This window comes from Burkholderia sp. AU33803, from assembly GCF_002223095.1.
Classification (GTDB): Bacteria; Pseudomonadota; Gammaproteobacteria; order Burkholderiales; family Burkholderiaceae; genus Burkholderia.
This window is the reverse complement of the sequence record NZ_NKFJ01000004.1, coordinates 1,098,994-1,121,697: the sequence shown is the minus strand read 5'-3', so window position 1 is coordinate 1,121,697 and position 22,704 is coordinate 1,098,994. Positions and strand designations below refer to the sequence as shown.

Below are 22,704 nucleotides of genomic sequence, written 5' to 3'. Positions count from 1 at the left end.
GCTCAGTCGTCCTTGGCGGCCGAATCGGCCTCGTCGTCGTCCTTCGCGCGCGTCGAGTTCGCTTCCTTGATCAGGCGCGACATTTCCACGGCCTTCTCGATCGTCTGGTCGTAGTGGAAATGCAGCGTCGGCACCGTATGGATGTGCAGGCGCTTGAACAACAGGTTGTGCAAGTGACCCGACGCGTGGTTCAGCGCTTCCTGCGTCTTGTCCGGATCGCCGGTCAACGCGGTGAAGTAGACCTTCGCGTGTGCGTAATCCGGTGTGAGCTCCACGCTCTGGATGGTCACAATGCCGATGCGCGGGTCTTTGACCTCGCGCATGATGAGTTCGGACAGATCGCGCTGAATCTGGTCAGCGATCTGCACGTTGCGATTGGGGGAAGTACGTTTCCTGGACATGATCGATCCGTGATCCGTTTATCAGGATAAAGCGGCGGCCAGTATTGGCACGCCACCATGAAAATGGGCGGGACAGGCCCAAAGCCTGCCCCGCCCATGAGCCGATGCGCGAGGGTTACAGCGTACGCGCGACTTCGGTCACTTCGAAGACTTCGAACTGGTCGCCTTCGACGATGTCGTTGAAGTTCTTCACCGACATACCGCACTCGAAGCCTTGCTTCACTTCCTTCACGTCGTCCTTGAAGCGCTTCAGCGATTCGAGTTCGCCCGTGAAGATCACGACGTTGTTGCGCAGCACGCGCACCGACGACGAGCGCTTGACGACGCCGTCCGTCACCATACAGCCGGCGACTGCACCGATCTTCGGTACCTTGAAGACCTGGCGCACCTCGACCATGCCGGTGATGACTTCGCGCTTCTCCGGCGCCAGCATGCCCGACATCGCCGCCTTCACCTCATCCACTGCGTCATAGATGATGTTGTAGTAGCGGATGTCGATGCCGTTCGACTCGGCCAGCTTGCGCGCCTGTGCATCTGCACGCGTGTTGAAGCCGATGATGACAGCCTTCGATGCCGTTGCGAGGTTGACGTCGTTTTCGCTGATGCCACCCACCGCGCTGTGCACGATCTGCACGCGCACTTCGTCGGTCGACAGCTTGAGCAGCGATTGCACGAGTGCTTCCTGCGAGCCCTGCACGTCCGCCTTGATGATGAGCGGCAGGTTCTGCACTTCGCCTTCGCCCATCTGCTCGAGCATGCTTTCCAGCTTCGCGGCCTGCTGCTTCGCCAGCTTGACGTCGCGGAACTTGCCCTGACGGAACAGCGCGATTTCACGCGCCTTGCGCTCGTCCGGCAGCACGATCACTTCTTCGCCCGCACCCGGCACTTCCGACAGACCCTGGATTTCGACCGGGATCGACGGGCCGGCTTCCTTCGTCGGCTTGCCGTTTTCGTCGAGCATCGCGCGCACGCGGCCATAGGCCGTACCCGCCAGCACGACGTCGCCTCGGTTCAGCGTACCGGACTGCACCAGGATCGTCGCGACCGGGCCCTTGCCCTTGTCGAGCTTCGCTTCGATCACGATGCCCTTGGCCGGCGCCTCGACCGGTGCCTTCAGTTCCAGCACTTCGGCTTGCAGCAGCACGTTCTCGAGCAGATCGTCGATACCCGCGCCCGTCTTCGCCGAAACCGGCACGAACGGCGAATCGCCGCCGTACTCTTCCGGCACGACGCCTTCCGCGACCAGCTCCTGCTTGACGCGATCGAGATTCGCGTCCGGCTTGTCGATCTTGTTGATCGCGACGACGATCGGCACACCGCCTGCCTTCGCGTGGGCGATGGCTTCCTTCGTCTGCGGCATCACGCCGTCGTCGGCTGCCACCACCAGCACCACGATGTCGGTCGCCTTCGCGCCGCGTGCACGCATTGCCGTGAACGCTTCGTGACCCGGCGTATCGAGGAACGTGATGACGCCGCGCGGCGTTTCGACGTGGTATGCGCCGATGTGCTGCGTAATGCCGCCCGCTTCGCCCGCTGCAACCTTCGCGCGGCGGATGTGGTCGAGCAGCGAGGTCTTGCCGTGGTCGACGTGACCCATGACCGTGACGACCGGCGGACGCGGCAGTTGCTCCGCATCGGTACCGGTTTCGCCTTCGACGAGCAGCGCTTCCGGATCGTCCAGCTTCGCGGCAACCGCGCGGTGGCCCAGTTCTTCGACGATGATCATCGCCGTTTCCTGGTCCAGCACCTGGTTGATCGTGACCATCTGGCCCATCTTCATCATCACCTTGATGACTTCGGAGGCCTTGACCGACATCTTGTGCGCGAGGTCGGCAACCGACACGGTTTCCGGCACGTGCACTTCACGAACGATCGGCTCGGTCGGCGCCTGGAACGTCGAGCTGTCCTGGTGACGGCCGCGACCCTTCGGACCGCCGCGCCAGCCGCGGTCGACACCGCCGCTGGAATCGCCGCGCGTCTTGATGCCGCGACGCTTCGATGCGTCGTCCTGCCAGCCGCCCTTGCCTGCGCCCGGCTTCTTGTTACGGTCGCCCGCACCTGCCGGCGCAGTCGTGGCCGGCGCTGCCGCACCGGCCGGCTTCTTCACGGCCGGACGCGCCTGCGCACCTTCCGGCTTCGCCGGCTTGTGCAGCGTGCCCTTCGCTTCGGCCGGCTTCGGCGGCTCCACCGGCTTCGGCGGCTCGACTGCCTTGACCACGGCCTTGCGCGGCGTGTTCATCATTTCGCGGATCGCACGCGCTTCGGCTTCTGCCGCTGCACGACGCTTGCTGATCTCTTCCTGCTCGGCGCGCGCCTTGTCCGCCGCCTCGCGAGCAGCGTCTTCAGCCTTCTTCGCCGCTTCGCGCTGAGCCGCACGTTCGGCGGCTGCGCGTGCTTCGTCCTGCGCGGACTGCGTGCTGGCCGTTTCCTGCTGCTCGGCTGCCGCAGCCTGCTGTGCGGCCGCCTGCTGCTGCGCCGCCGCTTCGGCCGCGGCACGCTTCACTGCGGCCTCTTCCTCGGCGCGACGACGCTCGGCTTCAGCCGCTTCCTCGCGGGCGCGGCGCTCTGCTTCCTCGCGCTCGAGGCGTTCCTGGCGCTCGCGAAGCTCCTGCGCCTGCTTCTCGAGCAGCTCGGCCTCACGGCGCGCTTCTTCTTCGCGACGCTTCAGTTCCGCATCGTCGTCCGCCTCGGCAACCTGCGCCTGACCCTGTTCCGCACCCTCGCTCACGTCGTCGCGCTTGACGAACGTACGCTTCTTGCGGACCTCGACCTGAATGGTGCGAGCCTTGCCCGTCGCGTCAGATTGCTTGATCTCCGACGTATGCTTGCGGGTCAGCGTGATCTTGCGCTTGTCGCCGTCGGTTGCGCCGTGCGACTTGCGCAAATGATCGAGCAGACGCGCCTTGTCCGTTTCGGACAGCGCATCGTCTTCACTCGCTTTCTGGACGCCCGCTGCCTGCAGCTGTTCGAGCAGCACACCAGCAGGCATTTTCAGTTCCGCGGCAAATTGGGCTACGTTGTTACTCGCCATTCATTCCTCTTAGTGCAAGGACCGATTCCTTGCGGTTAGCATCGGGTCAGGCCATACGGCCGCCATCAAATCAGTGCGCCATGGTCATTTCTCACTGGAACCAATGTTCACGTGCTTTCATGATCAACGCCTTAGCGGCATCCTCTTCCATTCCGGTCATGTCGACCAGTTCATCTACAGCCAGCTCGGCGAGATCGTCGCGCGTCTGCACGCCGTGTTCGGCCAGCTTCGCGAGCAGCTCCGGCGTGATGCCGTCGAGGCTCTTGAGATCCAGCGCTGCGTTCTCGACCTTTTCTTCGTTCGCGATGGCCATCGTCAACAGCGCGTCGCGTGCGCGATTGCGCAGTTCGTGCACGGTGTCCTCGTCGAACGCCTCGATTTCGAGCATTTCGTTGAGCGGCACGTACGCGATCTCTTCCAGGCTCGTGAAGCCTTCGTCGATCAGGATGTCGGCAACTTCTTCGTCGACGTCGAGACGCGCCATGAACAGTGCACGCAGCCGGTCGCGCTCTTCACCCTGCTTCAGGGCGGATTCGTCCGGCGTCATGATGTTGATCTGCCAGCCGGTCAGTTCGCCTGCAAGACGAACGTTCTGACCGCTGCGGCCGATCGCGACAGCCAGCTCGTTCTCGTCGACGACGACGTCCATCGAGTGCTTTTCTTCATCGACGACAATCGACTGAACAGCTGCCGGCGCGAGCGCGCCGATCACGAACTGGGCGGGATCCTCCGACCATAGCACGATGTCGATGTTTTCGCCACCGAGCTCGTTGCGCACGGCCTGCACGCGGGAACCGCGGATGCCGACGCAGGTGCCGATCGGATCGATCCGCTTGTCGTACGCGATGACGCCGATCTTCGCGCGCACGCCCGGGTCGCGGGCAGCCGCCTTGATCTCGAGCAGGCCCTGCTCGATTTCCGGCACTTCCATCTCGAACAGCTTCATCAGGAACTCGGGCGCCGTACGCGACAGCTCGATCTGCGGGCCGCGCGCGGTGCGGTCGACCTTCGCGATGTAGGCGCGCACGCGGTCGCCCACGCGCAGGTTTTCCTTCGGGATCAGCTGATCGCGGCGCAACAGCGCCTCGACACGGCCCGATTCGACGATGAAGTTGCCCTTGTCGAGGCGCTTCACCGTACCCGTCATGATCTTTTCACCCCGCTCGAGGTAGTCGTTCAGGATCTGCTCGCGCTCGGCGTCGCGCACCTTCTGCAGGATCACCTGCTTCGCGGCCTGCGCGCCGATGCGACCGAACTCGATCGACGGAACGGGTTCCTCGACATACTCGCCGACTTCGACGTCGGGCTTCTGCTCACGTGCTTCGAACAGCAGGATCTCGCGATCCGGCTCCTGCAAGCCTGCCTCGTCGGGCACGACGAGCCAGCGACGGAAGGTTTCGTGCTCGCCGCTTTCGCGATCGATATGGACGCGGATTTCGGCGCCTTCGTCGAACAGCTTCTTGGAAGCGGACGCGAGCGCAGCCTCGAGGGCGCCCAGCACCACATCCTTGTCGACGTTTTTCTCGCGCGCCAGCGCATCCACCAGCATCAACACTTCGCGACTCATTATTTGCGGCTCCTAAAGTCAACTTGCGGAATCAGGCGGGCTTTGTCGATATCGGCCAGCGTGAAATCCAGCATGGCCGCCTCGCCCTTCTTCCTCTCAAATTCCAAACCGATCGTTTCGCCATTCGGCGCGTGCAGAATGCCCCGGTACGTCTTGCGCCCGTCCAGCGGCTTTTTCAAGGTCACGGAAACTTCGCTGCCGGCGAAGCGCTCGAAGTCGGCCAGCTTCTTCAACGGGCGGTCGAGCCCCGGGGACGAGACTTCGAGCCGTTCGTAATCGATGTTTTCGACCGTCAAGACGTGCTGGAGCTGACGCGTGACCTTTTCGCAATCTTCGAGCGAGATGCCGGCAGGCTGATCGATATAGATGCAAAGCATGCCGCGCCCGGTGCGCTCGAGATCCACCAGCTCGTAGCCGAGCCCGGTGACCGTGGTTTCTATCAGTTCCGTCAGTTGCACTGTGTCCTCTCAGGTGTTCGCGCCCGCCGCTCGCGATTACACCCGCGGGCGCGCGCCTTAGCCGGCGCAGGAAGCGCTACCCGAGATGCCTAACCGTTTCAGCAAAAAAAAATGGGCGGAACGCCCATCTTCTTACTGGTGGTCGCACCTGAGCCGCACATTGAATCCGTACGCCCAGCGACTCCGCGATTATAGCGATTTTTGGCGCAAACGCCAAGCCAGCCCGTAAAAGCAGCGTGTCGCCTGCCTTTACGGACCCAAAAATGCGAAATCGGGCTGCACGATTGACCGGCGCCATGACGACACGCCGGTGATCGGTCATGCCGGCGGCCATCCAGCACCGCGCGATATATATACAGTCGAAGGCAATCAACGCAATGCCTCGCGCCGACAAGACCGGCCGGATGCCGATCCGGCCGGCACACCGGCGGCCTTGCGCCGCATGCCTGACTGAATGCTCAGCGGCTGCGCGTGCGGCTGCGCTGCGGACGCTGACCGCCGCGCGGGCCGCCGCCGTTGCCGGCACCCTCGGCACGATTGCCGTTCGGGTTGCGGTTACCGCCCTTGCTGCCGCCACGCTTGGGGCCCGCGCCGTCGCGCTTGGGGCCTGCGCCATACGACGCGCGATTGCCGTCGACATCGCCACGGCCACCGCCGGCGCGATTGCCATCGCGTCCGCCTCCGCCCGCACGATTGCCATCCCGGCCGCCGCCGGCGCGATTGCCGTAGCCCGACGGCGCGACCGGCAGGCTGCCGTAGCCGCTCAGACCCGGCAGGCCCGGGCCGCCACGACGACCGCCACCACGACGGGGCTGATCCAGCTGCCCATGCGTCGTCAGCACCGGCTCACGGCTGATGAAGCCCATCGACGTCTGCATCGGATCGGGCTGGCGACGCTCCGCCTGGCCCGCACCGGCGCGCTTGCCCTTCTCCTCGGACGGCGCTTTCAGGCCGACGGTCGCCATCAGCTTGCGCACTTGCGCGTCGTCGAGCTCTTCCCAACGACCGCGCTTCAGGCCACGCGGCAGCGGAATCGGGCCGTGACGTGTACGGATCAGGCGGCTCACCATCAGGCCGACCGCCTCGAACATCCGGCGCACTTCGCGGTTGCGGCCTTCGGCCAGCGCAACGTGATACCAGTGGTTCGTGCCTTCGCCGCCGCCGTCGCGGATGCGCAGGAAGTTCGCCGGGCCGTCATCGAGCTCGACGCCGTGCAGCAGTTTCTGCCGCATACCTTCGGCCAGTTCGCCGACGACACGCACCGCGTACTCACGCTCGACGCTGTAGCGCGGATGCATGAAGCGGTTGGCGAGGTCACCGGAAGTCGTCAGCATCAGCAGACCTTCGGTATTGAAGTCGAGGCGGCCCACCGCGAGCCATTTCGCCGTCTTCATCGGCGGCAGGCGGTCGAACACCGACGGACGGCCTTCCGGATCCGCGTGGCTGACGATCTCGCCCGTCGGCTTGTGGTACAGCAGCACGCGCGGCGGCTTGTTCGGCAGCTTGCGCTTGACCGGCTTGCCGTTGATCCGCACCTGGTCGGTCGGCATGATGCGCTGGCCAATGTGCGCGGGCTCACCGTTCACCGACACGCGTCCGGCCACGATCAGCTCTTCCATTTCGCGGCGCGAGCCCATGCCCGCTTCCGCCAGCACCTTGTGAAGCTTCGGCGCGTCGTCGTCCGGCGACAGCACGCGCTTGTTCGCCGGCTGGCTACGGCCGCGACGCAGCATCGGTGCACGCACGCCGCTACCGCCCGCGGAGTTGTCCGCGTCGAATGCCGGCGACGTCACGTAGGCGAACAGTTCGTCCTGGGACGCATCGCCCTCCACCTTTGCCGCGCCGCCTTCGGCCTTCGGTGCGCTACCGCGACGACCCTGGCCGCCCTGAGCCTTGGCCGCGCCTTCGCGCTTGGCCGCCGGCTTGCGAGCCCCCTTGGCCGCACCTTCCTTGCGCGGTGCACGCGTCGGCTGCGGCGCTTCGGCGGCCTCGGCCGGCTGCGCGTCAGCGCCTTCGCCGCCCTGCGGCTCGCCTTCGGCGCCCTTCGACTTGGCTGCCGCGCGACGCCGCGCGATCAGGCTGCGCGGGCCTCGCCGCAGACCGCGGCGGGGACGCTCGTCGCCGCCCTCGGCCGAAGCGCCCTGCTCCGGTGCATCGTCGGCACGCGCTGCCTGTACGGCAGGCGCGGACGATTCAATATCGTGGATATCTGTCAAAACAACCTCAAAATGTCAGGTCTCGCGCCCGGCGCGGGCGCGGCAAGAAGTTGGCCGCGATCAGGCGCGACGCTGTTCAGGTTCTGCTTCGTCGTCCGGCAGCGCATCGGCACCGATGGGTGCACTGGCGCTTCGCACGGCATCGGCGAGACTGTCGGACGTGTCGTCCAGCAGCTCGTCGTCCGCAGGACGGGAACGGGGGGCGTCGGCCTGGCCGGCCTCGCCGGGCGTGTCGCCGGCCGCTTCCGCTCCGTCTCCGGCAACCGCTTCGGCAGCCGGCTTGCGATCTTCCTCGCTCCAATCCGCGCGCAGCGGCTCGGGCTGCGCACCGGCCGGCACTGCTTCGGCGCCAGCCTGTTCCATTCGTTCCGTTTGCCCGTGAACAGCATCGAGCGTATCGCGGCTCGCGATTTCATGCGTCGACGCGCCGTCCGCCGCAGGATCATCCGGCAATCCTGCCGATTGACCGGCGGATGCCTCATCTGTTTGCGGCGCGTCGCCCGTTGCATCGCCGGCAACCGGCATGCCCTCGTCGAAATCCATCGCCTGCTGCGCCAGCAGCGCGGCCTCGATGTTCGCGGCCGGCTCTTCGAGCGCAGGCAGATCATCGAGCGCCTTCAGGCCGAGGTCGTCGAGGAATTGCTTGGTCGTCGCATACAGCGCCGGGCGTCCCGGCACGTCGCGATGACCGATCACCTCGATCCAGCCGCGATCCTCGAGCTGCTTGACCACCTGCGTATTGACCGTCACACCGCGAATCTCTTCGATATCGCCGCGCGTGACAGGCTGCCGATACGCGATGATCGCGAGCGTTTCGAGCACCGCACGCGAATATTTCGGCGGCTTCTCGGGATGCAGGCGATCCAGATAGTGGCGCATCGCCGGCTTGCTCTGGAAGCGCCATCCGGTTGCCAGCGCCACCAGTTCGACGCCGCGGCCGGACCATTCCTGTTTCAGATCTTCGAGCAACGTGCGGACCGTGTCAGCCGACACGCCGTCGGCAAAGAGCTTGCGCAAATCGCCGAGTTTCAGCGGTTCCTGCGCGCAGATCAAAGCAGTCTCGAGGACGATCTTCGCCTCTTGGGTATTCATGCAGCTAGGCCAGACCCTGTGGTCAAACGAACCGGATCAACAAACAGACGAAAGGAACGGAAGACGCGCTCGCCCGATTCTGATCGGTCATATTGATGGGAGCACGAACCGGGGGCGGCGAACCAACTTCAGGCCAGGCCCAAACCGGACGGAACAGCACGGCTCAACGACGGAACCGCGTGACTGAGCGCCATATTACGCAAAATTGCCCGGTGCGTAAAGATGAGCCGAACGGGGTGCCGCCAGCACGGCGCGCCCGCTCCGGCCCCGCTTCAGCGGTCGGCCACGCCCCGTGCCAGGAACCGCCGTAACCGCTCCACGCCCGCGTCAAGGCGTGCCGGATCGCACGCGTAGCACCAGCGCACGAACCCTTCTCCCTCCGGGCCGAATGCGCGCCCAGGCGCGAGGCCGAGCCCCGCCTCGCGCACCAGCGTCTTGCAGAACGCGAGGCTGTCCGACGCGCCCGGCAGGCGCAGAAACAGGTACATCGCGCCCGGCGGAGGCGGCACCTCGACACCCGGCAGCGTGCGCAGCGCGGCGACCAGGTGATCGCGCGCATCGTTCAGCGCCGCGACGAACGACCGCACGAACGGCTCGCCATCGCGCAGCGCGACCTCACCCGCGGCCTGCACGAAGCCCGGCGCACACGACGTGTTGTATTCGACGAGCTTCGACAGGTCGGCCATCACCGCTGCCGGCGCGACGAGCCACCCCAGGCGCCAGCCCGTCATTGCCCACGCTTTCGAAAACGAATTCACGACCACGACCCGCTCGTCGCGTGACGCGATGTCGAGGAACGATGGTGCACCGTCCGCACCGCCGGCGTCGAAAGCGAGCCGCTCGTACACCTCGTCGGCGACCAGCCAGATGCCGTGGCGGCGACAATGGGCGAGCACCGCTCGCTGGTCGTCGCGCGACATCGTCCAGCCGGTCGGATTGTTCGGCGAGTTGATCAGCAGCATCCGCGTATCGGGCGTCAGCGCCGCCAGCAGCCGCTCGACATCGAGCTGCCAGCCCGCATCGCCATAGCCGAGCGGTACGCATTCGACCTGCGCCCCAAGGATCTTCGGAATCTCGACGAGATTCGGCCACAGCGGCGTGACCGCGACGACACGTTCGCCCGGACCGACCAGCATCTGCGCGGCCAGCATCAGCGCGCTTACACCCGAGCTCGTCACGGCCACGGTGTCGGCCGCCGTCGCACCGTGACGGGCGCTGACGTAGGAGGCGATCGCGTCGCGCAGCGGCGCAGTGCCGAGATTGTGCGTGTAGAAGGTCGCGCCATCGCGCAGCGCCGCCGCGGCGGCGTCCCGGATGAAGTCCGGCGTCACGCGATCGGATTCGCCGAACCAGAACGGCAGCATGTCCGGCACGCCAAAGCCGGCGTTTGCCACTTCCCGGATCAGCGACGGACGCAGCGCGTGCACGGCGTCGCGCGCCACCGGAAGAGAATCTGCGGAATGCACCATCGAGAACCACCTTCGAGGAACACGATCCGCGTAGTGTACCGGCCCGCGCGCAGGGCCGGCGCACGTCGATCCGCGTCAGTCGAGGTCCTCTGCCCTCTCCGGCATCTGCCGCACGAGTTCCCAGATCGCTTGCGCAGCGGGCGACAACGACCGGTCGCGGCGGCGCACGAGTTCGACCGTGCGCTCGGTGCGTGGCGTGAGCGGCCGCGCGACGAGCGTCGAGCCGGCCGGTAGCGGCAGCGACAGCCACGGCTGCACGCTCACGCCGACGCCGGCCTCGACGAGTCCGAACACGGTCGCCGAATGCCCGAGCTCCTGCATGACCGTCGCGTTGACATGATGAGCGGCCAGCGCGGCATCGATCAGCGGCCGGCTTCCCGATGCATGATCGAGGAGCACGAGGCGCTCGCCGTCCAGCGCCGTCCAGGGCACCTCGGCACGCGCCGCGAGCGGATGGTCCGCGCGCGCGACCAGGCAGAACGAATCGGTCATCAACGATTCGCAGACGAGATCGGCCACCGTGAGCGGACCGATCACGACGCCGAAATCGACCTCGCTCGACTTCACCTTGCGCAACACGTCGCTCTGCACGTCGTCGCGCAAACCCAGCGTCACGAACGGAAACTGGCGCTCGCACGACGCAACCACACGCGGCATCAGCCGGCACGCGATCGTCGGACTGGCCGCGACGATCACGCGTCCGCGGCGCTGCTCGCCGATCTCGCGAATTTCGCGCAGCGTGTCGTCGAGATCGTCGAGCAGACGGGACACGCTCGCGATCAGGTTTGCACCGACATCGGTCAGCTGCACGTCGCGCGTCGTGCGATCGATCAGCTTCAACCCGAGCTCGGCCTCGAGCTCGCGCACGCAGCGACTGACCGCGGACTGCGTGAGCCCGATCTCGTCGCCCGCGCGACTGAAGCTCTTGAGCCGCGCGACCTCGATGAAGACGCGAAGCTGGCGCAGCGTGACGTTCATTTCCCGACCTCATCAATCGTCGATATCGATGCGCGATTTTAATGCGCGAATCCAGCTTCGATGTGCGAATCAGGCACCTGCCCCACATGTTTCGCTGCGGTGCAATACATCCGCGAACGCACGTGGTGCGGGCGAACTGCACAAGATTGGTGATTGTCCCGATTTGCTGGCGGGTTATTTTGGCGTCTTATACGCCCCTAGCTGACTTAGCCGTTAGCTCGCTGCCAAGCGGCTCTCGAGGGAATTACCTCCGACATGGCACGCTTCGTGCATTACCTGGCGCACAGGGCGCAGGTTTTCGTCGGACGGAAGAGCAGAAACGCCGCTGCCGGCCAACCGGACGCCCCCACCCGGCACTCGATGATCGAGTGCCTGAAGAGTGCGCGGCGCAGGGCAGCGCACCGGAGTTAGCTTCGCTGAGGTGAGGACATGATGCTGTTCGACGATTTGAGAGATAACGAGTGGGCGCTGGTCGAGGGTCTGTTTTGCTCTGAACCCGCGCGGAGTGAGCGGCGTGGCCGCCCCCGCGTGGAAGCCCGCTCGGTGGTGAACGCCGTGCTGTGGGTGCTGTCGACGGGTGAAGGCTGGTCGAAGCTGCCGGGCCGCTATCCGTCGCCGCCGACTTGCCGCCGTCGCTTCGACGAATGGCAGGCGGACGGCACGCTCGCCGAAATCGTGAAGCGACTCGGCACGAGCGGCCGGCAGATTTCCCTGCGCGGGCGCATCGGCGCAAGCGCCGCGAAGCCGCCCGCACCGCCGAGCCGCGACCGGCTGCGCGGCGCCTTCTGGACCAATCCGGAATCCTGGCGCGCGCCCGTCAAGATGGCGTAACGAATGCTCGATCGGGCGGCTTCGGCCGCCCGGTTTCTTTCAGCGTCGCGACCTGTTCGCGACGCCCGCGTTGCCGTCGATTACCGTTGTCGTGTCGCGATACATCTATTTACCAATATTTACAGCAAGCCTGCACTCCCACGCTTACCTTAGCGAAATATCAACAGGCCGCGTCGACGGCTTGAAGGGAGCCCCGCCATGAAACCAATGTCACTGCTCGTCGCATGCGGCATTGTCATTTCCATGGCGTTGTCGGCCCCAGCCCACGCCGACGATCGCGTGAAGCCGCCCCATCGCCAGCAGGATCACCGGAACACCCTCCGCCAGCCGCCGTCCGCCAATCCGCCCAGCCGGCAAACCGTGCCGCGCGGCGACCTGCGCGGCGACATCGCCAGCAACGCGCGAGCGCGCATCGGCTCGCAGCCGACCGACGTACCGCGTCATCCGTAGTCCTGCCAATTTCGGGATTTAGCCAAAGAAAATGCCCGCGGTCGGGAACTGCGTCGCATGCGACGAGTCACAACGTTGCCATGAGCACAGCGTGGCAACAGCAAAAGTATCCGGTACGCCCGTATCCTCGCGATACGGGCTTTTTTTTGGCGCATCGCCAGCCGCACGGCGATGTGCGTGACGGGATGATCGACCGTTACAGACGGCTTTCGAGAATCGCCACGGCACTCGCTTCGCTCAATGCGTAGTCGGCCATGCGGCGATCGGTCCAGGAAAGTAATTTCTCGTCGCGCTCGAGGCGCGAGAATTCGGCTCGACCGCTTTCGGTCAACACGGCAATGTCGACCGGCGCATGGAAGCCCGGCGCGGGGGCAACGGTTTTCTGCCTGACCGTGTCCATGAGCCCGAGCGAACGGAGATACTCGAACACACCCGGGCGGCGTGCCCACGGTACCTGGCGGTACTGCACTCGTCTCAATGCGTCGAGCACCGCTTCGTTGGAATACGTGGCCATCTCGATTCTTTCTTAAAGTGCAGCGACAATGCGAAGCGGCGCGCCGGGCGGCGTCTCCGCCCGCCGATACCGCCACCGATTCTGGACGCCGACGGTCGGCGTCGCGTCAGGGCCGGATCGTCAGCCGTCCATAAAAAGACACCATACCCCAATCAAATTGATTCTGTTCGATTCATTTGTACTTCTCTTCATCTGTTTCATGCTCTGCCGCAAGCGGCGACGAATCATCTCGATCGCCGCCGTTGCGCTGTTCTGGCTGCTCGCGACAGGCTGGCTCGCCGCGCCGCTGATCGCCTGGACCGAGGCGGGCGTCGCACCCGTCGAGCACCCGGACATGCATGGACGGACCACGCTGATTCTCATCGGCGCAGGGACGAAGCGCACCGACTCCGGGCTGCGGCCTCCACCTGACGGAACCGCCCGCATCCACAAGGTCGCAGCGCTCTACCGCGCCTGCCGGCAGCAAGCCGAGCGCTGCACCGTGGTGATGTCGGGCGGCGACCCGCAGCATCACGGCGAAACCGAGGCTGCCGTATACGGGCGCCAACTCGTCGCCGAAGGCGTCGCGCCCACGGACCTCGTTCTGGAACCGGAAAGCCGCACAACCTACGAAAACGCGAAATTCACTGCGTCTATACTACGCTCACAGTATGACGACGCACGCATTCTCGTCACCTCGTCATACCAGATGCGCCGCGCATTGCTCGATTTCCACCGTTTCGGGATCGATCCGCAGCCCGTTTATGCGAATCGCCGGCGTGCGCAAACAGGCTGGCTGCCGCGCTGGCGCAATGTCGTCAACGCCGAGCAGGCGCTTCATGAACTGGTCGGCATCGCGCAGTTCCATGTCTATCGACGGCTCGGGTGGTTCTGACGACTCCGGGGAAACCGGAGCGGAAATGACTGCGGCGACGACGATGGCACGCACGTGACGAAGCGCGCGAAGTGTTGCGCGACTTCAACGGGGCGTTGCGTCGCGCCACGATCCGGTGCACATTGATCCGTCACTTTTGTTACACTCGACACGCACTCGATTGCAGTCGCCAGACAAAACGGCAACACTCGGGTTCATCACCACTTAGCGGAGGTAAAGCAATGAAGAAGACGTCCCTGGCTATCCTGGTAGCGATGTCGGCGCTGACTGGCGCAGCGTATGCGCAAGAGAGCACGGAAATCAAGACGATTACCGATCCGGCCAAGATCTCCGAGATCGAGCAGCGCGCACAGGCGCTGCAGCAGCAGCAAGCGGCTGAAGCCGCTCAGCCGGCGGTGCAGGAAGAGCATCACCACGGCAAGAAGGCTGCTCACCACAAGGCAGCTGCGAAGAAGGCCGGCAAGAAGGCTGCCAAGGCCGCAGACGCTGCCAGCCAGTAAGTTCGGCGGCACCGCACAAGCGAAAAGCCGAATCCGGGCAACCGGGTTCGGCTTTTTTGGTTGCGGTGCCCGTGCGCTGTGCTAAAGTCGCGCACCGAAATTTTCCACCCGTGCGCACCCCGGTGCGGAGGACAGCATGAGCAACATTCAACTCGACATCGAGTGGACCGAAGCCGCCACTCGCCAGATCAAGCAACTGATGCCCCGCGGCTCGGCTGACGCGTTCCTCGCGCTGCCGCCGATCGAGTGCCTGCCGATGGAGGGCGACGTGCTTTTCCTCGGCCCGCAAGGCAAGCAGCAACCGTTCATCGTCGCCGAGCGCCAGTACCATCACGACGGCGACGCCGACTGGACGATCATCCTGATCCTCGACGTACCCAACACGTCGCACTGACGCATCCCGCGACCGGACACGTCCGGTCGCCCTGCCCGGCTCAGACGAGCTTCGACAGCACGCGGATTTCGGAACGCTCGATCCAGTCCGCGGCCGCTTCCCGATAAGCGAGAATGTGCGCGGAACGCGCATGAGCAGCCAGCGCCTCCTCGCTTTCCCAGCGCTCGACGAATACGAATCGCGCCGGCTCGTTCAAGTCCCGATGCAGGTCGTACTGCAACGCTCCCGCTTCGTTGCGGGTCGGCTCGACGATCCCTTCGAGCTGCGCACGCAACTTCTCCTCGGCGCCCGGCTTCGCCACGATCAGCGCCACCACTGCAATTTCCGCCATTCCCGCTCCCCCCCTTCGTCTGGAAAAGTCCGAGAATACGCGAATCGTGCAGCGGCTGCGCCAGCACGGCGTCACACGACGGCCCCAAAAAAATAGCCCGCGCTTCAGAGAAGCGCGGGCGAAACCGTCGCCCTACGAGGATAGGCGACGGGGCCATCGAGATCCGCACGCTGGCGCGGATCGTCATCAGTTGCGCCGACGCTTGTCGCGTCGGCATTCGAAGACGTCGATACCGTTGATCGGGCACTCGCGGCGCACCCCCGGCATCTGACGCCATCCTCCCTGTTTCAACAATTCCAACATATAAAGCAGGTTGCGTGCCAGCCACCACAGGCCGACCACCCTATTGATTTAAAAGGATAAATTTTTGACCTTCGACGATGCGACACGGGTTTTGCCGCCGTAACGCACGGATGTTACGTAACGTCACGAGGAGGGACCGAACCTTCCGCACACATGCGCGCCGGCGAGCGGCGATAAAAAAACCCGCCATGTGGCGGGCTTTTCATCGATGCGGAGAAACGTCGAGATCAGCGAAGCTGATTCACGAGCAGCCCCATGATCTGGCGAGCCGGCGACGACGTATCGATCGCGCCCGCATCGTCGACGATCGCGATGCGCGTCTGGTCGGCCGTGAGTGCCTTCACGTTGACACGGTACTGCTTCGCCTGCTTTTCCTTCTTGCCGTGGAACAACTGGCTCCAGAAGCCCTGCTCGGCCGAGGTCAGATCCTTCGGATCGACATAGCGCACGAAATACAGGCCCTTGGTGCGATCGCGATCGTCGACGGTGAAGTTCGCACGATCGAGCGCGAGACCGACGCGCAGCCACGACCGGTCGTACGGCTCGCCGAGCGTGACTTCCGACGGGACGGCAGCATCAGCCGCATCGTTGCCTTGCGCCGACGCGCGGGAAACGTTTTGCGCGGCAATCGCTGCAGCAGCCTTCGACGATGCGTCGTCGGCCTTCTTGTCCTTGGCCACCGGTACCGTGTTGTCCTTGATGTTCGCGATTGGCGGCTCGCCGTTCTTCGCGCGCTGCTCGTTCTGTGCGAGCACCGCCATCAATCGCTTCAGGTATTCGGTCTCGAGCGCCGGATCATTCGGCTTCGGTTCCCACTTGCTCGAATCGTTGTTCGAGCCCGTGATCGCTTCGCGCATCCCCTTCTGGCTGATGAACACGTAGGTGCCGCCATTCGGCGCCGAATCGAGACGCGTACGGTACTTGTTGCGCTCGGCCGTCACGTACGAGTTGCCCATCGCCTTCGAGATCACGCTACGGATCAGGCCGTCATTGATCTGCGGATGGGTTTCGTTCCAGTCGGTTTCCATCACGCCCTTGTCGCGCTGGTCGACGACGAGCAGGAAGCCCTGCTCCTGCCAGAAGCGGCGAACCTGCGGCCAGACGGCGGCGGGCTGCTTGCCGTCGATCACGAGCCAGCTCTCGGTGCCGTCGCGCTGGATATGCATGCCGGCGACGGCCGGAGCAACGGTGTCCAGCGCAGGCGCTGCCTGCTGGACCTGCTGAAGCGCGGACAGGGAAGTCGCGCCGCCCTGGGGCGGCAGCGAACGCTGATCGGCCGTCTCGTCGAGCATGTTGGGCGGCACTGCGAGCGACGCTTCCTTCGATTTCGAATCGCTCTTGTAGTCCACTTTCGTGGGCGACGACGTACCGCAACCGGCGACGAGCGCGCCGGTGGCGAGCACTGCAGCGAACCGCATGGTAAGACGAAGATCAGTCATGTTCGGGGAATCCTCTTCCGCTAAATCACGGCGCTTTCCGTGGATCAACCTTGCATTTTACCGGGGCCGCGCCGCGATGTGCAAAAAAGCGACCGGCAAGAAAAAACCCGCGTCAGCTTGAGCTGACGCGGGTTCTTTGTCTGGTCGGGGCGAGAGGATTTGAACCTCCGACCACCTGCACCCCATGCAGGTACGCTACCAGGCTGCGCTACGCCCCGAAAGAAAAAAATTATAACAGACAGTTTTCCGATTTAGAACGGGTCGCATGCATTTTGTGAATATTCTTGTGAAATTTTTTGGCGCGAAGGCACGATGCGGGCAACGACGCGCGTGGCATGAACGAATTGCGCAGCAGCAACCACACGACGCCGCCTCGCATTCACCGCTTGCGCGCCACACAGATGACCGTGAGCCCGGCGACGCGGTTGAAACGGAATATCGGTAACTCGATCCGACAGATCGACTTGAGCAAGCCGTTGACGAACGGATGGTGACGACGCAATTGCGACGCCGGCTCGCTCGGCTGCCGACGCACCCGTTCGCCGAGCCGCAACGCTGCCGCAAGCGGAAACGTGAGACCGAAATAATAGGCGCCGTGCTCGACGTCGAGCCCCGAGCGACGCACCACGTCCTCGAGACTGCCCAGCGTATATCGGCGCTTGTGCTCGAGAAAATCGTCGTGCCCGCTCCAGAGGAACTGGAACGCGGGAACCGTGATCAGAAAGCGGCTCCCCGAAGGCGCACCCTTCACATACTGCGTGAGCAGACCGACATCGTCGTCGACATGCTCGAGCACATCCATCAGCAACACGAGATCGGCGTCGAATCGGTCGACGGATCGCCGAAAGTGGATGGGCTTGCCGGACGCTTCGCCGTCGGTATCGTCCGCATAGCTCGTATCGACACACCACGCCTCCGTCGCCTGCGTACGCTCCAGCAAGTGCTTCGAGAAGAAGCCCGAGCCTGCACCGACATCGAGTATCCGGTTTGCACCAGGCACCCCAAGGAACCGACGGATCGCACTCGCCTTCGACGCGTAGTACCAGTGATCGCCCACGCCCGCACCCAATACGTCGACTTCCTTGAGATCCATGACGTTTCCCCGTGATGGCTACTGTGCTTTGGTCGATACAGCCACTGATGTCGATCTTACCGCGCTGCCGCCGCCGATCCTACCTGTCGACAACGCGCAGCCGGCCCCGGCAACCCGCATTCCGACCTAATCGAAAAGGACGATGGCCGGTTCGCCGCAAATCGCTACCGTGCGGTTACCCGGCGCGAGATCGATGCGCACGGGCGAACCGTCCGACTGCATGCCGATCGGTCCGGCCCGGCTTTGCCGCGTCGCACGTGATACAGGAGGCAACCTCGGTCACCACCGCAGTCGCGACCCCTTGTAACCGTCTCCGATACAGGGCATTGAATGCATCAGAAAAACGAAATTTCCCGTCGACAGTTTCTCCGGCTGGGCGCCGGTACGATAGGCGTGGCGCTGGGAAGCGCATCGCTTCTGTCGGCATGCGGAGGCGACTCGATTTCGGTCGCGCCGGTCACGACACCGCGGTTGAGTTCCGTATCGAATTTTCGCGACTCGGCCGGGCCGGACGGAACCGGCTACGTGACAACGAGCGGCGCCAAGATGAAAAAAGGCGTGATCTATCGTTCCTCCGCGCTCGCGTTGTCGGCCGCGGACATCGCCACCGTCGGCACGCTTGGCATCAGGCAGGTCTGCGACCTGCGCACGCCCGCCGAGATCAAGACGCAACCGGATGTGCCGCTGGCCGGCGCCGCCTGGCAAAACCTCAACGTGCTCGGGGCGGCCAGCATCGAGCCGCTCCCGACCACCGGCGCCACCGCGACGGCATTCATGTTGAGCATGTACCGCGCGTTCGTCACGTCGGACACCGCGCATGCCAGCTATCACGCGCTCTTCACCGGATTCGCCGGCTCAGGCGAAAACCTCGTGTTCCACTGCACGGCCGGCAAGGATCGCACGGGCTGGGCCACCGCGATCCTGCACACGATCCTCGGCGCGTCCGAACAAACGATACTCGCCGACTATCTGCTGACGAACGTCTACAGTGCATCGGAAATCGCGACTTCGGTCGCCCAGGCGCAGAAAGCCGGCGGGCAAAATGCGGCAGACATGATGACCGCGCTGCAAGGCGCACACACCGACTATCTGCAGGCGGCATTCGACCAGGTCACCGCATCGTACGGCTCGATGACGTCGTATATCGCGAACGGGCTGCAACTCGACCAGACGACGCTGAACGCAATCCGGCGGCACATGCTGGTCTGACCGACCCGCAGGCTGCGGCGGCGGGGCTGGATCGCAGCTCCGCTTCGACCGCCACGGCCGCTGCCCGTCGCATCCGGCGAAACCCGCATCGGCCAAGGCTGCGGCGGATTTTCCCGGTCGCAGCGACATTCGCCGGCGACGGGCCGCGCAAACCAAACGACCGTTTGATCCAGCCGCCCAATCACCCTGAATCCATTGTCCCGCAGCCCGCCGGACGGCCCTACCCCGGCGCCCGTTGTTTGGTAACGCCGCTCTAGCGCGCTATGCCACACTGCACGGCATCGACGCTCGCGCCGTGCAGTGGCGCGCGCCGCCGTCGATCACGACAAGACATGGAGACAGACGATGCGGAATGCGGTCCGGCGCGGCCATCGCTCGCCTTTGGCAATTTTCGACTGGATTTCCGGCCCGCCACGCGCGGGCGGCCCCATCTCGCCCACGACGTCCCGCGTGTTCGGCTGCGGCGTGCTGGCGCTCGCGCTGCTGTGCGCCGGTTGCGCGGAATCCTCCGCGCAGCGTGACGGCAACACGTCGGCCGCGTCGACGAAGATCGAACGCACCAAGGCCGAACGCCTCACCCGCGAGCAGCAGGTTGCACGCACCGTGCCGTCGCTCGCATCGATCAGCCTCACGCAACCGCGCCCGTTCACGCTGCGCGATTCCGGCCAGAACGGCGCGATGACGTTCCTGCGCGACGTCGATTTCCGCATCGTCAACAATCTCGGCTTCTTCATCCACCAGTTGTCGGCCACGCTCGTGCCGACGCAAGCCGGCGCGCCGATCGTGTTCGACGATCCGACCAGTTTCCAGATCGACGTGCATGAAGGCACGGTCACGCTCGACGACGCGAAGCTCACCGCGCTCTTCAACACGTACATCTTCGGCTACCGCAACGCGCCCCTGCGCAAGCTCGCCGTGTCGGCCGGCGACGGCGTGATCCACCTGCAAGGCGAGATGCAGCGCGACGGCTGGGTACCGTTCTCGCTGACCGGCACCCTCGCGATCCGTGACGGCAGCCAGCTCGTGTTCCATCCGACGGGCGTGCGCGTATCGGGCATCAACGCGCAGCCGGTGATGCGCGCGGCCAACGTGAAGATGGCCGACCTGCTGAAAGTCCAGACGCCGATCGCGCAACTCGCCGGCGACGATCTCGTGATGTCGGTCGACAAGCTGATGCCGCCGCCGCGCCTGAAGCTCACGATCACCGCGCTGCGCGTGACGCCGGCCGGGCTCGACCTGAAGCTCGACGACGGCACGCATGCCGGCTTCGCGATGCCCGCGAATGCGCCACAGCAAGCGATGTACATTCGCGGCGGCGACGTGAAGTTCATGCGCTCGATGCCGATGAACGCGGACATCCTGATCGGTCCGGTCGATTCCACGAAACGCGACCAGACTTTCGTGTTCGACCTGTATCACTATCGCGACCAGGTGTCGGCCGGCTACTTCAATTTCGACGAAAGCGGCGCGATGGCGATCCGGATGCCGTCGTATGCGGGCCCGGCCAGCGGCGCGTTGCTCGGCAACGCGACCGCGCGCCTGAACGACAGCTTCCTCGCCGCGCAACAGAATGCGTTGCGCGACATACGCCAGCACTGGGAAGCCTATGCACTCGCGGCGAACCCCGCTCACCCCGGCATGCAGAAGGTCGCAATGCGGCGCACGTCGACCACGCCGTTCAACGAACGGCACGTGTCGAACCGCAACCCGACGATCCATCTGCGCAACGTCGACTTCAACCTGTCCGGGGATATCGGCTTTCACGTCGAGGACCTCGACGTCGAGCTCGTATCGAAGCGGCCCGGCGACCCCGTCGATCTCGACGATCCGAACCAGTACGACATCCGCATTCTCGGCGGCACCGTCGTCGAGTCGTGGAAGGCGATGTCGGCGCTCTTCAACAACTATCTGCTCGACTACTCACCGCGCTCGCTCAACGATCTGCAACTGAGCGCGGACGGCACGAACCTGCGCGTCCAGGGCGGCATCAAGCTGTGGAACCACGTGCCGGGCGTCTGGCTGCCGACCGACATGAAGGGCACGCTGTCCGTGCTCGACGACCGGCATCTCGCGTTCACGCCGTCCCAGGTGTCGGTGCTCGGCATCCCGCAGGCGAAGCTGCTGCGTTCGCTCGGCATCGAGCTCGCTTCGCTGACGCCGTTGCAGCGGCGCGGCGCGGAACTGCGCGGCGACACGCTCGTGCTCGACCAGTACACGGTGTTCCCGCCCCCCGTGCTGAACGGCAAGCTCGGACAGGCAACGGTCGAACGCGACGGGCTGCGCCTCACGTTCAGGCGCATGGCAGGCGCGCCCGCGCCGCAACGGCCGCAGATCGATGCACCGAGCTACATGTGGATGGAAGGCGGCGACATGAAGATGTTCAACGTGCTCGAACTGAACGTGCGTGCGCTGATCCGCAATTCGGCCGAGGCCGGCCCGATGCGTTTCGACCTGTACGGCTACCGCAACCAGGTTGCACAAGGCTCGGTGCGGATGCTGCCCGACGGTACGCTGGTCGTCGACATGGGGCAGAAGAACCCGCTGGCGTCACGCTGAAACGCACCCGGCACGCATGAAAAAAGCCCGGTGGCACGCTGCCAACCGGGCTTTTCATTTCATTCTTCGCGCTTCGCACTCAGTCGTGCTTCAGTCCGTCGAGCACGTCGAGCAGCGCCTGCCGCAATGCAATGACGTCGACGGTCGCGCCCGGCTTGCCCGCTGTACGAGCATCGGCGGCCTGCGCCTCCGGCTCGACGGGTGCTGCCGCAGCCCGCTCGCCGGCCGGCGAATCGAGCCGGTTGCGCGCACCGTTGATCGTGAATCCCTGCTCGTACAGCAACTCGCGAATCCGCCGGATCAGCAGCACTTCGTGGTGCTGGTAGTACCGCCGATTGCCACGCCGCTTCACCGGCCGCAGCTGAGTGAATTCCTGTTCCCAATAACGCAGCACATGCGGCTTGACCCCGCACAGCTCGCTGACTTCACCGATCGTGAAGTAGCGCTTTGCGGGAATCGGAGGCAAGACGACTTTCTCAACCGTAGTGGTCATCGTCGGTTAACCGTCGGTAAAGGGTGCGCGGCGGCCGCGCGGAGACGTCAGCGCGCGGGGCTTACTCCGCGCCGTTTTCGACCAGCGCCTTCAGCTTCTGGCTCGCGTGGAAGGTTACCACCCGGCGGGCCGCGATCGGAATCGCCTCGCCCGTCTTCGGATTGCGGCCCGGGCGCTGCGGCTTGTCGCGCAACTGGAAATTGCCGAACCCCGACAGCTTGACGCTCTCGCCGTTTTCGAGCGCGTCACGGATCACCTCGAAAAACGCCTCGACCATGTCCTTCGCTTCACGCTTGTTCAGCCCGACGCTGTCGAACAGCAGCTCCGCCAGTTCCGCCTTCGTCAGCGTGGGCGTCTCGGTAGACGCCGGCGCCGAAGCGTCGCGGTTCATGGCGCTGCGTTGCGCCGTCAGGAGGGCTTCGAATTCACTCGAGGTCATGTCGTTCATATCTGCCATACAGCGCGTTAAATCAAAACTTACGATCGGAAAAGGCCGCCCGCGAGC

General features: G+C 64.7%; 20 protein-coding genes, 1 tRNA gene and 1 pseudogene. 7 read left to right on the top strand and 15 right to left on the bottom strand.

Going from position 1 to position 22,704, the window contains the following annotated elements:
* Positions 1 to 2 precede the first annotated feature (2 nt).
* From rbfA to CFB41_RS07645, 8 genes are all read right to left on the bottom strand, one after another.
* Entirely contained in the window at positions 3 to 401 is a 399-nt protein-coding gene (gene rbfA / locus CFB41_RS07680) for a 30S ribosome-binding factor RbfA (RefSeq protein ID WP_089425212.1), read from the bottom strand.
* Between the two features lie 115 nt (positions 402 to 516).
* Positions 517 to 3,432: a translation initiation factor IF-2 gene (gene infB, locus CFB41_RS07675; RefSeq protein WP_089439949.1), complete on the bottom strand. Its 2,916-nt coding sequence runs from the start codon at positions 3,430 to 3,432 to the stop codon at positions 517 to 519.
* 91 nt (positions 3,433 to 3,523) lie between these two features.
* Positions 3,524 to 4,999 (bottom strand): transcription termination factor NusA, encoded by a 1,476-nt coding sequence (gene nusA / locus CFB41_RS07670; protein ID WP_006476166.1) that lies wholly within the window; start codon positions 4,997 to 4,999, stop codon positions 3,524 to 3,526.
* Positions 4,999 to 5,457 (bottom strand): ribosome maturation factor RimP, encoded by a 459-nt coding sequence (rimP, locus tag CFB41_RS07665; RefSeq protein ID WP_014897219.1) that lies wholly within the window; start codon positions 5,455 to 5,457, stop codon positions 4,999 to 5,001. The genes nusA and rimP overlap by 1 nt, the downstream gene beginning before the upstream one ends.
* Before the next feature lie 458 nt (positions 5,458 to 5,915).
* Positions 5,916 to 7,673: a 23S rRNA pseudouridine(2605) synthase RluB gene (rluB, locus tag CFB41_RS07660; protein ID WP_089456096.1), complete on the bottom strand. Its 1,758-nt coding sequence runs from the start codon at positions 7,671 to 7,673 to the stop codon at positions 5,916 to 5,918.
* Between the two features lie 60 nt (positions 7,674 to 7,733).
* On the bottom strand, positions 7,734 to 8,765 hold the full coding sequence (scpB, locus tag CFB41_RS07655) for an SMC-Scp complex subunit ScpB (protein ID WP_089456095.1): 1,032 nt from the start codon (positions 8,763 to 8,765) through the stop codon (positions 7,734 to 7,736).
* Positions 8,766 to 9,037: 272 nt separating this feature from the next.
* Positions 9,038 to 10,234 carry a pyridoxal phosphate-dependent aminotransferase gene (locus CFB41_RS07650; RefSeq protein ID WP_089456094.1) on the bottom strand — a complete coding sequence of 399 codons (1,197 nt, stop codon included), beginning with the start codon at positions 10,232 to 10,234 and terminating at the stop codon, positions 9,038 to 9,040.
* Positions 10,235 to 10,309: 75 nt separating this feature from the next.
* Entirely contained in the window at positions 10,310 to 11,212 is a 903-nt protein-coding gene (locus CFB41_RS07645; RefSeq protein ID WP_089456093.1) for a LysR family transcriptional regulator, read from the bottom strand.
* 432 nt (positions 11,213 to 11,644) lie between these two features.
* Here CFB41_RS07645 and CFB41_RS07640 point away from each other — a divergent pair.
* Positions 11,645 to 12,040: pseudogene (locus tag CFB41_RS07640) on the top strand (transposase); the annotation flags it as partial.
* A 201-nt stretch (positions 12,041 to 12,241) separates the two neighbouring features.
* A complete protein-coding gene (locus CFB41_RS07635) occupies positions 12,242 to 12,493 on the top strand; it encodes a hypothetical protein (protein WP_089439945.1) in 252 nt (83 codons plus the stop codon).
* Between the two features lie 196 nt (positions 12,494 to 12,689).
* Here CFB41_RS07635 and CFB41_RS07630 read toward each other — a convergent pair whose 3' ends face one another.
* A complete protein-coding gene (locus CFB41_RS07630) occupies positions 12,690 to 13,007 on the bottom strand; it encodes a hypothetical protein (RefSeq protein WP_011351791.1) in 318 nt (105 codons plus the stop codon).
* 157 nt (positions 13,008 to 13,164) lie between these two features.
* Here CFB41_RS07630 and CFB41_RS07625 point away from each other — a divergent pair, with 157 nt between their 5' ends.
* The 3 genes from CFB41_RS07625 to CFB41_RS07615 all read left to right on the top strand — a co-directional run bounded on the left by CFB41_RS07625 (position 13,165) and on the right by CFB41_RS07615 (position 14,775).
* Positions 13,165 to 13,881, top strand: a complete 717-nt coding sequence (locus CFB41_RS07625) for a YdcF family protein (protein WP_089456092.1) — start codon at positions 13,165 to 13,167, stop codon at positions 13,879 to 13,881.
* Positions 13,882 to 14,102: 221 nt separating this feature from the next.
* Positions 14,103 to 14,381: a hypothetical protein gene (locus tag CFB41_RS07620; protein ID WP_039339310.1), complete on the top strand. Its 279-nt coding sequence runs from the start codon at positions 14,103 to 14,105 to the stop codon at positions 14,379 to 14,381.
* A 136-nt stretch (positions 14,382 to 14,517) separates the two neighbouring features.
* On the top strand, positions 14,518 to 14,775 hold the full coding sequence (locus CFB41_RS07615) for a hypothetical protein (RefSeq protein ID WP_021162409.1): 258 nt from the start codon (positions 14,518 to 14,520) through the stop codon (positions 14,773 to 14,775).
* Between the two features lie 40 nt (positions 14,776 to 14,815).
* Here the strand turns inward: CFB41_RS07615 and CFB41_RS07610 are convergent, their stop codons facing one another.
* From CFB41_RS07610 to CFB41_RS07595, 4 genes are all read right to left on the bottom strand, one after another.
* The gene (locus CFB41_RS07610; RefSeq protein WP_089456091.1) at positions 14,816 to 15,106 is read right to left on the bottom strand and encodes a putative quinol monooxygenase; all 291 of its coding nucleotides are present in this window, start codon (positions 15,104 to 15,106) and stop codon (positions 14,816 to 14,818) included.
* A 530-nt stretch (positions 15,107 to 15,636) separates the two neighbouring features.
* The gene (bamC, locus tag CFB41_RS07605; RefSeq protein WP_089456090.1) at positions 15,637 to 16,848 is read right to left on the bottom strand and encodes an outer membrane protein assembly factor BamC; all 1,212 of its coding nucleotides are present in this window, start codon (positions 16,846 to 16,848) and stop codon (positions 15,637 to 15,639) included.
* 141 nt (positions 16,849 to 16,989) lie between these two features.
* Positions 16,990 to 17,066: transfer RNA gene (locus CFB41_RS07600), tRNA-Pro, on the bottom strand.
* Positions 17,067 to 17,227: 161 nt separating this feature from the next.
* Entirely contained in the window at positions 17,228 to 17,941 is a 714-nt protein-coding gene (locus CFB41_RS07595) for a bifunctional 2-polyprenyl-6-hydroxyphenol methylase/3-demethylubiquinol 3-O-methyltransferase UbiG (RefSeq protein WP_089456089.1), read from the bottom strand.
* 330 nt (positions 17,942 to 18,271) lie between these two features.
* Between CFB41_RS07595 and CFB41_RS07590 the strand changes: the two genes are divergently transcribed.
* A complete protein-coding gene (locus tag CFB41_RS07590; RefSeq protein WP_089456088.1) occupies positions 18,272 to 19,150 on the top strand; it encodes a tyrosine-protein phosphatase in 879 nt (292 codons plus the stop codon).
* A 345-nt stretch (positions 19,151 to 19,495) separates the two neighbouring features.
* The gene (locus CFB41_RS07585) at positions 19,496 to 21,706 is read left to right on the top strand and encodes a hypothetical protein (RefSeq protein WP_089456585.1); all 2,211 of its coding nucleotides are present in this window, start codon (positions 19,496 to 19,498) and stop codon (positions 21,704 to 21,706) included.
* 79 nt (positions 21,707 to 21,785) lie between these two features.
* Here CFB41_RS07585 and CFB41_RS07580 read toward each other — a convergent pair whose 3' ends face one another.
* The gene (locus tag CFB41_RS07580) at positions 21,786 to 22,199 is read right to left on the bottom strand and encodes a MerR family transcriptional regulator (protein WP_089439880.1); all 414 of its coding nucleotides are present in this window, start codon (positions 22,197 to 22,199) and stop codon (positions 21,786 to 21,788) included.
* Positions 22,200 to 22,260: 61 nt separating this feature from the next.
* Positions 22,261 to 22,647: an integration host factor subunit alpha gene (locus CFB41_RS07575; protein WP_006486093.1), complete on the bottom strand. Its 387-nt coding sequence runs from the start codon at positions 22,645 to 22,647 to the stop codon at positions 22,261 to 22,263.
* Between the last annotated feature and the right edge of the window lie 57 nt (positions 22,648 to 22,704).

Coding starts and splice junctions, on each gene's coding strand:
- rbfA (WP_089425212.1), bottom strand. CDS start 401: ATGTCCAGGAAACGTACTTCCCCCAATCGCAACGTGCAGATCGCTGAC.
- infB (WP_089439949.1), bottom strand. CDS start 3,432: ATGGCGAGTAACAACGTAGCCCAATTTGCCGCGGAACTGAAAATGCCT.
- nusA (WP_006476166.1), bottom strand. CDS start 4,999: ATGAGTCGCGAAGTGTTGATGCTGGTGGATGCGCTGGCGCGCGAGAAA.
- scpB (WP_089456095.1), bottom strand. CDS start 8,765: ATGAATACCCAAGAGGCGAAGATCGTCCTCGAGACTGCTTTGATCTGC.
- CFB41_RS07650 (WP_089456094.1), bottom strand. CDS start 10,234: ATGGTGCATTCCGCAGATTCTCTTCCGGTGGCGCGCGACGCCGTGCAC.
- CFB41_RS07645 (WP_089456093.1), bottom strand. CDS start 11,212: ATGAACGTCACGCTGCGCCAGCTTCGCGTCTTCATCGAGGTCGCGCGG.
- CFB41_RS07635 (WP_089439945.1), top strand. CDS start 12,242: ATGAAACCAATGTCACTGCTCGTCGCATGCGGCATTGTCATTTCCATG.
- CFB41_RS07630 (WP_011351791.1), bottom strand. CDS start 13,007: ATGGCCACGTATTCCAACGAAGCGGTGCTCGACGCATTGAGACGAGTG.
- CFB41_RS07620 (WP_039339310.1), top strand. CDS start 14,103: ATGAAGAAGACGTCCCTGGCTATCCTGGTAGCGATGTCGGCGCTGACT.
- CFB41_RS07615 (WP_021162409.1), top strand. CDS start 14,518: ATGAGCAACATTCAACTCGACATCGAGTGGACCGAAGCCGCCACTCGC.
- CFB41_RS07610 (WP_089456091.1), bottom strand. CDS start 15,106: ATGGCGGAAATTGCAGTGGTGGCGCTGATCGTGGCGAAGCCGGGCGCC.
- bamC (WP_089456090.1), bottom strand. CDS start 16,848: ATGACTGATCTTCGTCTTACCATGCGGTTCGCTGCAGTGCTCGCCACC.
- CFB41_RS07595 (WP_089456089.1), bottom strand. CDS start 17,941: ATGGATCTCAAGGAAGTCGACGTATTGGGTGCGGGCGTGGGCGATCAC.
- CFB41_RS07590 (WP_089456088.1), top strand. CDS start 18,272: ATGCATCAGAAAAACGAAATTTCCCGTCGACAGTTTCTCCGGCTGGGC.
- CFB41_RS07585 (WP_089456585.1), top strand. CDS start 19,496: ATGCGGAATGCGGTCCGGCGCGGCCATCGCTCGCCTTTGGCAATTTTC.
- CFB41_RS07580 (WP_089439880.1), bottom strand. CDS start 22,199: ATGACCACTACGGTTGAGAAAGTCGTCTTGCCTCCGATTCCCGCAAAG.
- CFB41_RS07575 (WP_006486093.1), bottom strand. CDS start 22,647: ATGAACGACATGACCTCGAGTGAATTCGAAGCCCTCCTGACGGCGCAA.